General features: G+C 64.3%; 16 protein-coding genes and 1 tRNA gene. 13 read left to right on the top strand and 4 right to left on the bottom strand.

Translation table 11 applies throughout. From position 1 onward, the window contains the following. Positions 1–609: hypothetical protein (locus tag Q3C01_RS43855; RefSeq protein WP_458151546.1), on the bottom strand; the 609-nt coding region annotated here is incomplete at its 3' end. On the opposite strand from Q3C01_RS43855, the gene Q3C01_RS43850 reads away from it, so the two are divergent. Both Q3C01_RS43850 and Q3C01_RS43845 read left to right on the top strand, forming a co-directional pair. Beyond that, on the top strand, positions 608–1,048 hold the full coding sequence (locus tag Q3C01_RS43850) for a site-specific integrase (protein ID WP_458151545.1): 441 nt from the start codon (positions 608–610) through the stop codon (positions 1,046–1,048). The two genes, Q3C01_RS43855 and Q3C01_RS43850, sit on opposite strands and share 2 nt — an antisense overlap. Further along, the gene (locus tag Q3C01_RS43845) at positions 1,036–1,341 is read left to right on the top strand and encodes a helix-turn-helix domain-containing protein (RefSeq protein ID WP_458151544.1); all 306 of its coding nucleotides are present in this window, start codon (positions 1,036–1,038) and stop codon (positions 1,339–1,341) included. Before Q3C01_RS43850 ends, Q3C01_RS43845 begins: the two co-directional genes overlap by 13 nt. Positions 1,342–1,347: 6 nt before the next feature. Here the strand turns inward: Q3C01_RS43845 and Q3C01_RS43840 are convergent. Together Q3C01_RS43840 and Q3C01_RS43835 are read right to left on the bottom strand one after the other, a co-directional pair. Then, positions 1,348–1,424 (bottom strand) — tRNA-Arg (locus Q3C01_RS43840). A 311-nt stretch (positions 1,425–1,735) separates the two neighbouring features. After that, positions 1,736–3,202 (bottom strand): ATP-binding protein, encoded by a 1,467-nt coding sequence (locus tag Q3C01_RS43835; protein WP_458151543.1) that lies wholly within the window; start codon positions 3,200–3,202, stop codon positions 1,736–1,738. A gap of 425 nt (positions 3,203–3,627) precedes the next feature. On the opposite strand from Q3C01_RS43835, the gene rpmH reads away from it, so the two are divergent. From rpmH to dapE, 11 genes are all read left to right on the top strand, one after another. Next, complete coding sequence (gene rpmH, locus Q3C01_RS43830) at positions 3,628–3,762, top strand: 50S ribosomal protein L34 (protein WP_008542748.1); 135 nt, start codon at positions 3,628–3,630, stop codon at positions 3,760–3,762. 29 nt (positions 3,763–3,791) lie between these two features. Next, positions 3,792–4,169 carry a ribonuclease P protein component gene (gene rnpA, locus Q3C01_RS43825; protein ID WP_458151542.1) on the top strand — a complete coding sequence of 126 codons (378 nt, stop codon included), beginning with the start codon at positions 3,792–3,794 and terminating at the stop codon, positions 4,167–4,169. Positions 4,170–4,185: 16 nt separating this feature from the next. Then, positions 4,186–6,039 carry a membrane protein insertase YidC gene (yidC, locus tag Q3C01_RS43820; protein ID WP_458151541.1) on the top strand — a complete coding sequence of 618 codons (1,854 nt, stop codon included), beginning with the start codon at positions 4,186–4,188 and terminating at the stop codon, positions 6,037–6,039. A 134-nt stretch (positions 6,040–6,173) separates the two neighbouring features. Continuing rightward, on the top strand, positions 6,174–6,827 hold the full coding sequence (yihA, locus tag Q3C01_RS43815) for a ribosome biogenesis GTP-binding protein YihA/YsxC (protein ID WP_458151540.1): 654 nt from the start codon (positions 6,174–6,176) through the stop codon (positions 6,825–6,827). Further along, entirely contained in the window at positions 6,827–7,192 is a 366-nt protein-coding gene (locus tag Q3C01_RS43810) for a DUF423 domain-containing protein (protein WP_458151549.1), read from the top strand. The genes yihA and Q3C01_RS43810 overlap by 1 nt, the downstream gene beginning before the upstream one ends. Positions 7,193–7,424: 232 nt before the next feature. Beyond that, positions 7,425–8,312: an acetylglutamate kinase gene (gene argB, locus Q3C01_RS43805; RefSeq protein ID WP_458151538.1), complete on the top strand. Its 888-nt coding sequence runs from the start codon at positions 7,425–7,427 to the stop codon at positions 8,310–8,312. Between the two features lie 104 nt (positions 8,313–8,416). Further along, positions 8,417–9,481, top strand: coding sequence for a DUF1036 domain-containing protein (locus Q3C01_RS43800; RefSeq protein WP_458151548.1), 1,065 nt, complete (start codon positions 8,417–8,419; stop codon positions 9,479–9,481). Positions 9,482–9,669: 188 nt separating this feature from the next. Continuing rightward, positions 9,670–10,359, top strand: a complete 690-nt coding sequence (locus Q3C01_RS43795; RefSeq protein WP_458151536.1) for a pyrimidine 5'-nucleotidase — start codon at positions 9,670–9,672, stop codon at positions 10,357–10,359. A gap of 229 nt (positions 10,360–10,588) precedes the next feature. Beyond that, positions 10,589–11,434 carry a 2,3,4,5-tetrahydropyridine-2,6-dicarboxylate N-succinyltransferase gene (dapD, locus tag Q3C01_RS43790; protein WP_458151535.1) on the top strand — a complete coding sequence of 282 codons (846 nt, stop codon included), beginning with the start codon at positions 10,589–10,591 and terminating at the stop codon, positions 11,432–11,434. Between the two features lie 150 nt (positions 11,435–11,584). Next, positions 11,585–12,217 (top strand): DUF805 domain-containing protein, encoded by a 633-nt coding sequence (locus Q3C01_RS43785; protein WP_458151533.1) that lies wholly within the window; start codon positions 11,585–11,587, stop codon positions 12,215–12,217. Then, the gene (gene dapE, locus Q3C01_RS43780) at positions 12,214–13,380 is read left to right on the top strand and encodes a succinyl-diaminopimelate desuccinylase (protein WP_458151532.1); all 1,167 of its coding nucleotides are present in this window, start codon (positions 12,214–12,216) and stop codon (positions 13,378–13,380) included. The genes Q3C01_RS43785 and dapE overlap by 4 nt, the downstream gene beginning before the upstream one ends. Before the next feature lie 154 nt (positions 13,381–13,534). On the opposite strand, the gene truA is transcribed toward dapE, so the two are convergent. Beyond that, positions 13,535–14,272, bottom strand: coding sequence for a tRNA pseudouridine(38-40) synthase TruA (gene truA, locus Q3C01_RS43775; protein WP_458151547.1), 738 nt, complete (start codon positions 14,270–14,272; stop codon positions 13,535–13,537). Positions 14,273–14,428: the final 156 nt, after the last annotated feature.

Raw genomic sequence — 14,428 nt, 5'->3', positions numbered from 1 at the left:
GTGCAGCAAACCAACCAGCCGCGCCTTGTTGATCAAGTACGACACAAAGGCCGAGCATGCACCGATCATAAACAGGGCATCCGCTTCGTCGACATCGGGTGCATCCTTTTCGAGGAGCGAATGCCGAATACCCTCTTGATCGCTGGTGAAGCCATAGATTTTTGTGAAGCCATGCTTCAATGCACTGTGGATATTGGTCCTCTGTTCGAGCTTCGCTAATGCGCGACTAAACTCACCGTCGGGTTCAAGCACTCGAACGACAGATTCGACAGCATGAATGCTTTCGCGGACACTGTCTGCGAAATGACCTGACGTGAGCTCCGCCGCCGCTGCTTTTAGGTGCTCATGTCCTCCAGCGAGTGAGGCTCCGCTGAGATCGTTCAACGCCTGCCCAACGACAGCTGCGACCAGGTTGTTGCCGATCGGAACGAGAACGTCGCCGCCCACCACGCGATAAGGTGCACGGCAATATCTCAGTCTAGCCTCGAGCTGGTTCGCAAATCCCGGGGGAGGCTGATGCTGAAGAACGAACTGCAGCCACCCATAGATTTTTGCGTAATCACCCGGGCGGCGCGAGGCGGATAATCGACTCTCTGCGATATCCGCCATGATCACCTGGGCTGTCGACCGCGGGACGCTGACTGCCAACCATCTCCGCGGCTTCAAGCGGCTCTACCACGTCGACCGCTCCGAAATCATCTGGTTGCCCGAGCACATCGCCGCCTTCATGAAGGTCGCGCCGATCGAGATGCAGCGCGCGCTGATCCTGGCGCTACATACCGGCCAACGCGAGGGCGACCTCTTGCGCCTGCCGTGGTCAGCTTACAAGGGTACTCACATCGAGCTCCGCCAGGGTAAGGCCCGTCGGCACGGCAGTACGGCGCCGCTGATCCAGATCCCCTGCACGACGGCACTGCGCCGCATGCTGGACGGCATGGCGCAGGTCTCGACCTTGGTCTTGACGACGAAGACCGGCCAATCACTGAAGGCACGTTACTTCAACACGCTCTGGGACCGGACCATGACGAAGGCGGCTTGCAGACCGTGACCCTGCCGGGACTAGACGAGCCGGTCGAGCTTCACTTCCACGATCTGCGCGGCACCGCCGTGACGCTCTTGTCCGAAGCCGGCTGCACGCCGCAGCAGATCGCGACCATCACGGGTCACTCGCTGAAGACGGTGCACAGGATCTTGGAACGTTATCTCGCCCGGACGCGTGGGCTTGCCGAGCAGGCGATCTTCAATTTCGAGAACAGCCCCCGAACAAAGTTTGCAAACCAATTGCAAACCAGCGCGGCGACCGGGTCGAGCCGAAAAGGCAAAAGCGATGCCGATCAATGACATGAATGGCGCGCCCGGAACGATTCGAACGTCCGACCCTCAGATTCGTAGTCTGATGCTCTATCCAGCTGAGCTACGGGCGCGTGTTTCGCAAACAGCTATGCGGGCGAGGCCCGCACGCAGCCTCCGGACGGAGCCGGAGGGGGTGCGAAAGAGCGCTCTGACTAACCGCTCTTGCCCCGGTTGGCAAGGTCTGGGAGGACGGTATTTGGGGCCCCCTTTGAGTCATTCCGGGGCGGTGCGCAGCACCGAACCCGGAATCCAGCGGTTTTGGCGCGAGATTCCGGGTTCTCGCTTCGCGAGCCCCGGAATAACGAGGAGACGGAGCGCCACCCTGGAACGACCGAGGGCCCTCACGCCATGAATGACGCGGGAGGTCGGCCTCTGGCCGACCTTACGCCCTCGCCCGCTCGTTGCGGATGGAGAGGAGTTCCACGGGGCGGTCGGGGATCACGATTCGGAAGGTCGCGCCGATGGTGCCTTCGACGAGGTGAATGTCGCCGCCATGGGCGCGGACGAGCTCGGCGGCGATCGCCAGCCCAAGCCCGCTGCCGCCGGGACGGCCCGAGGTCTGGAACGCCTCGAACAGGTGCTCCCGGGTCTTTGCCGGCACGCCGGGGCCGGTGTCGGAGACTTCGAGAATCGCGACCGCGCCCTCGCGCTTGCCGGTGATCCGGATCTGCTGCGGAGCGGTCGCGCTCGCGGCGTGCGTTTCCAGCGCCTGCGCCGCGTTGCGGACGAGGTTGAGCAGCACGCGGAACAGCTGGTCGGGATCGGCATCGATCGACAGCCCGCGCTCGATCGCAGCGACCCAGGTGATCGAGGCATCGGAGGCGAGGCCCGCGGTCTCGCGCACCTCTATGACCACCGGCTCGATCAGGATCAGGCGGCGATCGGGCGCGGCCTCCTGGGCGCGTCCGTAGGACAGGGTCGACTGGCAGAACGCGATGGCGCGCTCGAGCGATCGCACGAGCTTTGGCGCAAAGCGCTGCACCCGCGGATCGGGGACGCTGGCAAGCTGGTCGGACAGGAGCTGCGCCGACGCGAGCAGGTTGCGCAAGTCGTGGTTGATCTTTGATACGGCAAGCCCAAGGGCTGCGAGCCGGCTCTTCTGATGCAGCATCGACATCAGGTCGCGCTGCATGTCCGACAGCTCGCGTTCGGCAACCCCGATCTCGTCGCCGCGCTGGCTCGGCACGATGATTCCCGCGGAGCTCTCCGGGTTTTCATGGAAGCCGACCAGGCTCGCGGTCAGCCGCCGCATCGGCCGCACGAACAGATAATGGAGCGCGAGATAGACGAGGCCGGCGGTCAACACCGCGATGAACAGGGCGACCACCACGACGTTGCGGGAGAAGCGGTACATCGCCTGCCGCAGCGGCAATTCGTCGGTGACGACCTCGATGAACTGCGCATTGCCGCTGGCCGGGCCGACGATGCGGATGGCCTGGTTGCCGGTCTCCAGCATCATCTGGAAGGAGCCGGTGATCGCCTGCCACACCGTCATCTCGCGCAGGTCGATGTCGTGCTCGATCGCGGCCGGCAGGTCGGCGCTGGCGAGCAGGCGCCGCTGCTGGCCCATCTTGATCGCCACCGCGCGTGCATTGATGCTCCTGAGGATCTGCCGCGACAGCGAGTCAGGGACCATGCCGAGCGGCGCGGCGTCGAGCACCAGCGCCGCGGTGTTCGCCGCGGCGACGCGGTCGTTCAGCCGGTTGACCCAGAAGTTCGCGATCGCCGGCACATAGAGCATGCTCGCCGCGATCATCACGAGGGGGACGGTCAGCAGCAGGAGCTTGCCGGACAGGCCGAGCCGGTGCGGAGCGCGCAGCCGCACTTTCGCCGGCTCCTGAGGCCCCATGGGCCCCAGGTCTTGGCGCTCTAGGTCTTGGCGCTCCAAGCCCCTTTGGGCGGGCTGAAGGTCTGTCGCTGACACGAATATCGCCTTCGTTGGCCTCGACTTGCGGAGGATGCGGCCCCTAGCACCGGTCGGTCAAATTACCGATCGCTAATCTGCCGAGGTAGGATGTAAGCGTGGAAACGGCGAGTCGCTACCTCCACTGGGAAAAACCCCGCGGAAACAGCGATATTCGCCAATTGGACCTCTCCCGCGGCGTTGACGAAAAGGGGACGCTCCCTTATAAGCCGCGCCGAATTGTCCGCGATGACCCGGTGTGACACCGGGAGCGGCTCTTTTGGGGCCGGAAAGGGCCCGTTTTGGGCCGCATCTTTCGGACGTATCCATCAATTCCAAAGGCAAATTGCCCGGTCAGCGGAGAACAACCCGTGAAGCGGACTTATCAACCCAGCAAACTGGTGCGCAAGCGCCGTCACGGCTTCCGTGCCCGCCTCGCCACCGCCGGCGGCCGCAAGGTCCTCGCCGCCCGCCGCGCCCGCGGCCGCAAGCGTCTGAGCGCCTGAGCCGGACTGGCCCTTTTTGGGATTTCATCATGGATCGGCTGAGGCAGCGGGCGGATTTCCTCGCCGTTGCCAATGGCGCGCGGGTGAACAGGCCCGCGTTCGTCCTGCAAAGCCGTCGCCGCGATGACGCCGGCCCGATCCGGGTCGGCTTTACCGTTACCAAGAAAAACGGCACCGCAACCGAGCGCAATCGCATCCGGCGCAGGCTTCGCGAACTGGTGAAGCGCTGCGACCCGGTGTCAATGCACCCCCACCATGATTATGTGCTAGTCGGCCGCAGGGACGCGCTCACGCGCGACTTCGCGGTCATGCTCGACGACCTCCGCGCGGCGTTCGCCCAATCGCAGCGGCCGGCGACGAAGGGACGTGGGCAGACGCCCGCAGCCGCGGGCCGCAAACCGGACTGATGACGAGAATCCAGAGATGACCGACAATCGCAACACCATCCTCGCCGTCATTCTGTCCGGCCTGGTGCTGATCGCGTGGCAGTATTTCTACAACGTGCCGCAGATGGAGAAGCAGCGCGCGCAGCAGCAGGCGCAGGCCGAGCTTCAGAAGAGCACGCCGCAGCCCACGGCCACGGCGACGCCGGGCGCCACGCCGCAATCCGGCAACGCGGCCCAGCCGTCAGCGACGCCGACCACGAACCAGCAGGCCCAGCCGGCGGTTTCCCGCGACACCGCGATTGCCGCATCCCCGCGCGTGAAGATCGACACACCGAGGCTTGCCGGCAGCGTTTCTCTGAAGGGCGGACGCATCGACGATCTTGCGCTGGTGCAATACCGCGAAACCGTCAATCCGAATTCGCCGCCGATCATCCTCTATTCGCCCTCGGGCACGGCGGAACCCTATTACGCCGAGTTCGGCTGGGTGCCGGCGACTGGCGTTACGGCCAAGCTGCCGGACGCCCAAACCGTCTGGCAGCAGGACGGCAGCGGCAGCCTGACGCCGTCGACGCCGGTGGTGCTGAAATGGGACAATGGCGAGGGCCTCAACTTCCGCCGCACCATCTCGGTCGACGACCATTATCTCTTCACCATCAAGGACGAGGTGAGCAATGTCGGCAACGCGCCGGTCACGCTCTATCCTTTCGCTCTGATCTCGCGCCACGGCACGCCGCAGGTCTCCGGCTATTACATCCTGCATGAAGGCCTGATCGGCTATCTCGGCGACCACGGCCTGCAGGAATACGCCTACAAGAAGATCGACGAAGCCAAGCAGGTGAACTTCAAGGCCACCAACGGCTGGCTCGGCATGACCGACAAGTACTGGGCCTCGGCGCTGTTGCCCGACACCAACGCCCAGCTCCAGGCCCGCTTCTCGTCGAACCCCACCGGCAACCTGCACACCTACCAGACCGACTATCTGCTCGATGCCGTGACGGTTGCGATCGGCGGCACCGCGACGGCGAATGCACGGCTGTTTGCTGGTGCCAAGGAAGCCGGCGTCGTCGGCGTGTTCCCGTTCGCCGGGCTCGGCGGCTACAACAAGGAGCTGGGGCTGAACCATTTCGATCTCTTGATCGACTGGGGCTGGTTCTACTTCATCACCAAGCCGATGTTCCTCGGGCTCGACTTCTTCTACCGCTTCTTCGGCAATTTCGGCATCTCGATCCTGCTCGTGACCGTGATCGTGAAGCTGCTGTTCTTCCCGCTGGCGAACAAGTCCTACGCCTCGATGGCGAAGATGAAGTCGATCCAGCCGCAGCTTCAGGCGCTCCGCGAACGCTATCCCGACGACAAGGTGAAGCAGCAGCAGGAGATGATGGAGATCTATCGCAAGGAGAAGATCAATCCGGTCGCCGGCTGTCTTCCCGTGGTGATCCAGATCCCGGTGTTCTTCTCGCTCTACAAGGTGCTGTTCGTCACCATCGAGATGCGGCACGCGCATTTCATTGGCTGGATCAAGGACCTCTCGGCGCCGGATCCGACCAACCTGTTCACGCTGTTCGGCTTGATCCCGTTCGATCCGACCGCGATCCCGGTGTTCGGCCACTATCTCGCGCTCGGCATCTGGCCGATCATCATGGGCATCACGATGTGGTTCCAGATGAAGCTGAATCCGACGCCGCCGGATCCGACGCAGAAGATCATCTTCGACTGGATGCCGCTGATCTTCACCTTCATGCTGGCGGGCTTCCCGGCGGGTCTCGTGATCTACTGGGCCTGGAACAACACGCTCTCGGTGATCCAGCAGAGCTTCATCATGCGCCGCAACGGCGTGAAGGTGGAGTTGTTCGACAATCTCAAGGCGACGTTCGCGAAGAAGGCGACGTAGCCTCTCACCCTGTCATTCCGGGATGGTGCGAAGCACCAGACCCGGAATCTCGAGATTCCGGGTTCGATGCTCCGGGCCGCGCTCCGCGGTCCCGTCGCATCGCCCCGGAATGACGGCGAAACAATGAGCTTCGCATGAATGACGACAACGATGCGAGGCTGATCGAAGCCGGGCGAAAGCTGTTCGCGCGCGAGTGGCGGTTCGTGTGGGCGTCGCCCTCGATTCAAACGCTGCCGCCGATGGCGGGGCTGGAGGTCGCCTTTGCCGGGCGCTCCAATGTCGGCAAGTCGAGCCTGATCAACGCGCTGACCGGCCGCAACAATCTCGCGCGCACCTCGCACACGCCGGGGCGGACGCAAGAGCTGATCTTCTTCGAGGGCCCCGACAACACCGGCCTGCGGCTCGTCGACATGCCCGGCTATGGCTATGCCAAGGCGCCGAAGACGCAGGTCGCATCCTGGACCGAGCTTATCCACAAATTCCTGCTCGGTCGCGCGTCGCTGGCGCGCGTCTATGTGCTGATCGACGCGCGGCACGGCCTCAAGGACGTCGATCTCGAAATCCTCAAGATGCTCGACCGCTCGGCCGTCAGCTACCAGATCGTGCTGACCAAGGCCGACCAGGTGAAGGCTTCGGAGCTCGCCAGCCGCATCACTGAAACGGAAGCGGCGCTGGCAAAGCACCCGGCCGCGTTTCCGAACGTGCTCGCGACCTCATCGCGCAGCTCGACCGGCATGGAGAGCTTGCGCGCCGCGATGGCGCGGCTCCTGGAAGAGCGGGCGTCGTGATGCCTGCATTGCGCCTGTTGATCGGACTTGCCGGTTTGATGGGCGCCGCCGGCGTGGCGCTGGCCGCAGCCTCCGCCCACGGCACGGAGGCAAGCCGGCTCGCCACCGCAAGCTCGATGCTGCTGTTTCACGCAACTGCCATATTCGCGACGACGGCGCTGCTCGCGCGCGGCCTTCTGCACGGCGGAATTGGCCTCGTCGCCGCCTTCGGCTTCGTGATTGCGGCGGTATTGTTCGCAGGCGACCTGACGCTGCGCCAATATGCCGGCCATTCGCTGTTTCCATATGCGGCGCCGACCGGCGGAACGCTGATGATTTTGAGCTGGCTGGCGGTGAGCGTGGCGGCGGTGGTGGCGCGGAAATAGTGCCCTCTTCCTTCTCCCCTTGCGGGAGAAGGTGGCGCGAAGCGCCGGATGAGGGGTTCTATCGGCGCTCACTTCTCGTTAGGGTCATTCGCGGATAGAGACCCCTCACCCGCCTCGCTTCGCTCGGCACCCTCTCCCGCAAGGCGAGAGGGTAACAACGCACGCTTTGCGCCTCGCCCGCCAATCGGATAGAACGCGAACCCGCGTTAGTCCCGCCAGCGAGATCCGCCCCATGACCGAAATCTCCCCGCTCGACCAGGCCCGCATCCTGTCCGAAGCGCTGCCGCATATGCAGCAGTACGACGAAGAAACCATCGTCATCAAATATGGCGGCCATGCCATGGGCGACGAGGAGACTGCGAAGAATTTTGCCCGCGACATCGTGCTCTTGGAGCAGACCGCCATCAACCCGGTGGTCGTGCATGGCGGCGGGCCGCAGATCGCGACCATGCTCAAGCGCCTCGGCATCGTCTCCGAATTCGCCGCCGGCCTGCGCATCACCGATGCCGCGACCATCGAGGTCGTCGAGATGGTGCTCGCCGGCTCGGTCAACAAGCAGATCGTCGGCTACATCAATGATGCCGGCGGCAAGGCGGTGGGGCTCTGTGGCAAGGACGGCAACATGGTGAAGGCGTCCAAGACGACGCGCACCATGGTGGATCCGGATTCGCACATCGAGAAGGTGGTCGATCTCGGCTTCGTCGGCGACCCCGAAAAGGTCGACCTCACGCTGCTCAACCAATTGATCGGCTATGAGCTGATTCCGGTGCTGGCGCCGCTTGCCACATCGCATGACGGCCAAACGCTGAACGTCAACGGCGACACCTTTGCCGGCGCGATCGCGGGCGCACTGAAGGCAAAACGCCTGCTGCTGCTCACCGACGTGCCGGGCGTGCTCGACAAGTCGAAGAAACTCATCCCCGAGATGTCGATCAAGGATGCGCGAAAGCTGATCGCCGACGGCACCATTTCGGGCGGCATGATCCCGAAGGTCGAGACTTGCATCTATGCGCTCGAACAGGGCGTGCAGGGCGTCGTCATCATCGACGGCAAGATGCAGCACGCGGTGCTGCTCGAGCTGTTCACCAACCAGGGCACGGGAACGCTGATCCACAAGTGACGGACGAAGGGCAAAAGCGAGTCGTCATGGCCGGGCAAGAGCGCGAAGCGCGTCTTCGCGAAAATGTCCCGGCCATCCACGACGTTTCGGCCCGCACAAAGAACGTGGATGCCCGGGACAAGCCCGAGCATGACGAGCAGAGAACGAGGCGACACCGTCGCTCAGCCTTGGCAAGCTTCCTGACGTCACTGCCGGCAGCGGCGGTGTCTTTCATCTTCTCCGCCGCCCCGGCTCTCGCCGACCTCAAGATCTGCAATCGCATGTCCTACGTCGTGGAAGCCGCGATCGGCATCGACGACAAGGCGGCGACCGCGACGCGCGGCTGGTTTCGGATCGATCCCGCCACCTGCCGCGTGGTGGTGCAGGGCACGCTGACCGCCGACCGCATCCTGCTCCATGCCCGCGCGCTCGGCGTCTATGGCGCCTCGCCGATCCCGCAGAACGGCAGCGACATGCTGTGCATCGCGCAGGAGAATTTCGTCATCGCGGCCGCGCGCCAATGCCGTAGCGGGCAGACGCAAGCCGCCTTCACCCAGGTGACGCCGACGCAAGGCGACGACGGCAACCTCGTCGCCTATCTCGCCGAGGACTCGGAGTATGACGACGAGCAGGCCCGGCTCGCTGGCATTCAGCGCCTGCTGGCGATCGCCGGATATGACGCGGGCGCAATCGACGGCGTCGACGGTCCGAAGACGCAATCAGCCCTCGCCGCCTTCCTGAAGAGCCGCGGGCTGCCGTCCGACGTCATGCAGTCGCCAAACCTCTTCAAGACCATGGTCGACGCGGTGCAGACGCCGTCAACGAGCGGCCTGACCTGGTGCAACGATACCCCGCACAGGGTGATGGCGGCGGTCGCGACCGACGACGGCAAGGCGGTGACGAGCCGCGGCTGGTACCGTATCGATCCCGGCAAGTGCCTGCACCCCGACGTGGCGGGCCAGCCGAAACAGATTTTCAGCTTTGCAGAAGCCGTCGATGCCGACAACCGCACCATCAAGCTGACGGACAAGCCACTGAACTGGGGCGGCGAGAAGCAGCTTTGCACGCGCGAGACCAAGTTCGAGACCAACGAGCAGACCGATTGCGGCGCACGGGGATTCGCAGCGACGGGATTCGGCACGGTCGACATGAGTAGCGGCGGCAAGACGCTGCGCTTTGCGATGCCGTGAGAAATTGCGCCGTGATCAGAACGCAGGTGCCACAAACCCCACTGTCGTCCCGGCGAAGGGACCCATAACCACAGGATTGAGTTTGGCGGCGAGGCGTAACGACGATCACGCATACGACTGCTCCCTGTGGTTATGGGTCCCGGGCTCGCGCTTCGCGCGCCCCGGGACGACGAGACGAGAATGCTGAGATGACTCCACCCCGCCCCTTCACCCACATCGACACCTGGGTGTTCGACCTCGACAACACCCTCTATCCGCATCACGTCAGCCTGTGGCAGCAGGTCGATGCGCGGATCGGGGAGTTCGTTTGCCGCTGGCTGAACGTGACGGCTGAGGAAGCGCGGAATATCCAGAAGGATTATTACCGCCGCTTCGGCACCACCATGCGCGGCATGATGACCCTGCACGGCGTGCGCGCCGACGACTACCTCGCCTATGTGCACAAAATCGACCACTCGCCGCTGGAGCCGAACCCGGCGCTCGGCGAGGCGATCGCGAAACTTCCGGGGCGCAAGCTGATCCTGACCAACGGCTCGGTCGATCATGTCGATGCCGTGCTGTCGCGGCTTGGACTCGCCACGCATTTCGATGCCGTGTTCGACATCATCGCGGCCGAGTTCGAGCCGAAGCCGGCGCGGCAGACCTACCAGAAATTCCTTGACCTGCACGCGGTCGATCCGACCCGGGCCGCAATGTTCGAGGACCTCGCCCGCAACCTCACCGTTCCGCACGAGCTCGGCATGACCACGGTGCTGGTGGTGCCCGACGGCACCAAGGAAGTGGTCCGCGAGGACTGGGAACTGGAAGGCCGCGATGCGGCCCATGTCGACCATGTCACGGATGATCTCGCCGGGTTTCTGGCGAGCCTGTCGCGCTGAGGCCGTTGCGACTGTGAAGCCCCGATGAGGCGTCATACCCCGCGAAAAGCGAAAGCGGGGTATCCAGTAATCACTGCTATCTCGATTCATCACATCCGCCGCGGCGTACTGGATCACCCGCTTTCGCTTTCGCGGGTGATGACGGCGAACCAAGCTTGACTCCGCCCCCCCAAATCCCGAAAAAGCCCCCCAATCCGTCACAAATCCTTCCCGCCTTGAGGAAATCCCGATGTCCCTCCAAGCCCTCGAATCCACCATCAACGGCGCCTTCGATGCGCGTGACAGCATCTCGACCTCGACCAAGGGCGAGGTGCGCGAAGCCGTGGATCATGCGCTGGAGATCCTGGACAAGGGCGAAGCGCGCGTCGCCGAGCGCGAGGCGAGCGGCAAGTGGAAGGTCAATCAGTGGCTGAAGAAGGCGGTGCTGCTATCCTTCCGCCTCAACGACATGAGCGCCATTCCCGGCGGCCCCGGCAAGGCCTCGTGGTGGGACAAGGTGCCCTCGAAGTTCGACGGCTGGAGCGAGAACCGGTTTCGCGACGCCGGTTTCCGTGCCGTGCCCGGCGCGATCGTGCGCCGCTCGGCCTTCATCGCGCGCAACGTCGTGCTGATGCCGTCCTTCGTCAATCTCGGCGCCTATGTCGATGAGTCCACCATGATCGACACCTGGTCGACCGTCGGCTCCTGCGCGCAGATCGGCAAGCGCGTGCACATCTCCGGCGGCGTCGGCATTGGCGGCGTGCTCGAGCCGCTCCAGGCCGAGCCCGTGATCGTCGAGGACGACTGCTTCATCGGCGCGCGCTCGGAAGTCGCCGAGGGCGTGATCGTGCGCAAGGGCGCAGTGCTGGCGATGGGCGTGTTTCTGGGCGCGTCGACCAAGATCATCGACCGCGAGACCGGCGAAGTCTTCGTCGGCGAGGTGCCGGAATATTCGGTGGTGGTGCCCGGTGCGCTGCCCGGCAAGCCGATGAAGAACGGCCAGATTGGCCCGAGCACCGCCTGCGCGGTGATCATGAAGCGCGTCGACGAGCGCACGCGGTCGAAGACCAGCATCAACGAGCTGCTGCGGGACTGAGTTCAGTCCCCGAACTGCAATCCCTCACCGTCACCCTGAGCGGCTCGCGTGCCGCGAGCACCTCAGGATGACGGGTCGGATAGCCGATCGAACCCACCCTCCCTCTATCGCGACCAACAACCGGGCGACCCTGCCGCCCGGAGATTTGCCATGGATTGGATCTGGCTTCTGTTCCGAATCGAAGGCCGTATCAACCGCGCCAGGTTCTGGCTGGCGATGCTGGTCATCATCTGCGGGATGCTGCTTCTGATCACCATCGTCGCGGGCATCCGCGGACTTTTCGGCGGCCCCTGGAGTTTCAAGCTCGATGCGCTCGAATTCCTCGATCCGGCAACCTACCGGTCGCTGACAATGGCCGGCCTGCCCCTCTTGCTCACGAGATTGCTTTTGAGCGGTCTCTTGCTGTGGGTCTACCTCGCGACCTCGATCAAGCGACTGCATGACCGTGACAAGAGCGGATGGTGGTCGCTTGCCTTCATCGTCTTTCCCGCTCTCTATCCGCATGTTGCCGCGCAACTCCCCGCTGCGCCAATCGAACTGCCGCTTGCCCTGGCCGCGCTGGCACTGAGCATCTGGGGTTTCGTCGAGATAGGCTGCCTGCGCGGCACACCGCACACGAATCTCTTCGGTCCCAATCCGCTGCCCAAAATCCAGACCCGGACACGCCACAGCGGCGCGTCGGCCCTGCCGCGCGGGAGCGGTTGGCACCAGCAGAGCGAGCTCGAATTCGTCCCGCACAGTGCTAGCCCGCCCGACGGCATGCATGTTAAGCGGGGGGCATGACCGATGCTCTCTCCATTGCCCGCGATCTCATCCGCTGCCCCTCGGTAACCCCGGCCGATGCCGGTGCGTTGGGGGTGCTTGAAAAGGCGCTCACAGCAGCCGGCTTCACCTGCCACCGCGTGACCTTCTCCGAGGCAGGCTTTGCCGACGTCGATAACCTCTACGCGCGGATCGGCAGCGACGGACCGCACATCACCTTTGCCGGCCATACCGACGTGGTGCCGCCCGGCGACGAAAGCGCCTGGAGCGTCGGTGCGTTCTCCGGCGAAGTGAAGGACGGCGTTCTGCATGGGCGCGGCGCGGTCGACATGAAGGGCGGCATCGCCTGCTCCGTGGCCGCGGTGCTGGAGCATCTCGCGGCCAATGGCGGCAAGCCGCGGGGCGATAGCAAGGGATCAATCTCCTTCCTGATCACCGGCGACGAGGAAGACGTCTCGATCAACGGCACGATCAAGCTGCTGCAATGGGCCGCGGCGCGCGGCGAGAAGTTCGATCATTGCGTGCTCGGCGAGCCATCCAATGTCGAGACGCTCGGCGACACCATCAAGGTCGGCCGCCGCGGCTCGCAATCCGGCACGCTCCATGTCGAAGGACGGCAGGGCCACGTCGCCTATCCGCACCGCGCCTCCAATCCCGTGCCCGATATCTCCCGCCTGATAGTGGCGATCTCCGACGAGCCGCTCGACCACGGCAGCGCGCAATTCCAGGCCTCCAACCTCGAATTCACCTCCGTCGACGTCGGCAACACCGCCTACAATGTGATTCCCGGCCAGGCGCGCGCGAAGTTCAACATCCGCTACAACGACAACCACACGCAAGCGAGCCTGCGTGAGCTGGTCGAGACACGTCTGGCCAAAGCCTGCGGCAACCGCATCCGCGCCCATATCGTCTGGGAGCCGTCGAACTCCAACGTGTTCGTCACCAGGCCTGGCCCGTTCACCGATCTCGCGGTCTCCGCGATCGAGGAGGTCACGGGACGCAAGCCCGAGCTGTCAACGTCGGGCGGCACCTCCGACGCGCGCTTCATCTCCAACTATTGCCCGGTGATCGAGTTCGGCCTCGTTGGCCAGACCATGCACCAAGTCGACGAACGCGTGCCGGTGGCGGATCTGGAGAAGCTGACGAAGGTCTATCGCGGAATTTTGGCGCGGTATTTTGGGTAGCGTCCGACTTTTTGCTCTGCTTTTGCCGCTCACTCAACCGTCATGCCCGGGCTTGTCCCGGGCATCCACGTTCTTTGGCGCCTCGGGCAAGAAAGGTCGTGGATGGCCGGGACAAGCCCGGCCATGACGTCGGGGCGCAAAAGCGATTAGCCAACTAATAATCCACCTTCACCAGATACAGCCCCTGCGACGGGGCGACGATGCCGCAGGCGGCGCGGCTGCGGGCGGCCAGGGCTGCGGCGAGATCATCGGCGGTCCAGCGGCCTTCGCCGACCCAGACCAGCGAACCCACCATGGAGCGGACCTGGCTGTGCAGGAAGGAGCGCGCCGAGGTCAGGATCGTCACCTCGCGCCCGTCGCGCAAGACGTCGAGCTGATCGAGCGTCTTCTCCGGCGACTTGGCCTGGCATTCGGTATCGCGAAAGGTCGTGAAATCGTGCTTGCCGATCAGGCGCTGCGCGGCAGCATGCATGGCGTCGGTGTCGAGCCTGCGCGGCACGCGCCAGGCATGGCCGACGTCGAGCGCGAGATTGGCGCGAGTGTTGACGATCCGATAGCGGTAGTGGCGCTTGATGGCCGAGAAGCGCGCTTCAAATGTTTCAGGCACGATCTCGGCTTCGAGCACCGCGACCGGATGGGGACGCAGATGCGCATTGAGGCCGTCGCGAAGGCGATCCGGCGCAAAGGGCTTTTCGATATCGACATGCGCGACCTGGCCGAGCGCGTGCACGCCGGCATCGGTGCGGCCCGCGCCATGCACGCGCACGTCCGTGCCGCACATCGCCTTCACGGCCCTCTCGAGCGCGCCCTGCACCGAAGGCAGCGTCTCCTGCACCTGCCAGCCACAGAATGGCGCGCCGTCATATTCGATGGTGAGCTTATAGCGGGGCATCTTGTCCAGTTTCGCTGCCATCGCCCGGCTTGACCGGGCGATCCAGTACGCCTCAGCATCTCCGTTCAACCGAGAAGCCGCGGCGTACTGGATACCCCGCCTTCGCGGGGTATGACAGTGTTACGTAAATCGAGCTCCCACCCTCAACGGTACGCC

This window comes from Bradyrhizobium sp. UFLA05-109 (assembly GCF_054185165.1).
The sequence above is the reverse complement of the archived record's forward strand: the minus strand, read 5'-3'. Positions and strand labels throughout refer to the sequence as shown.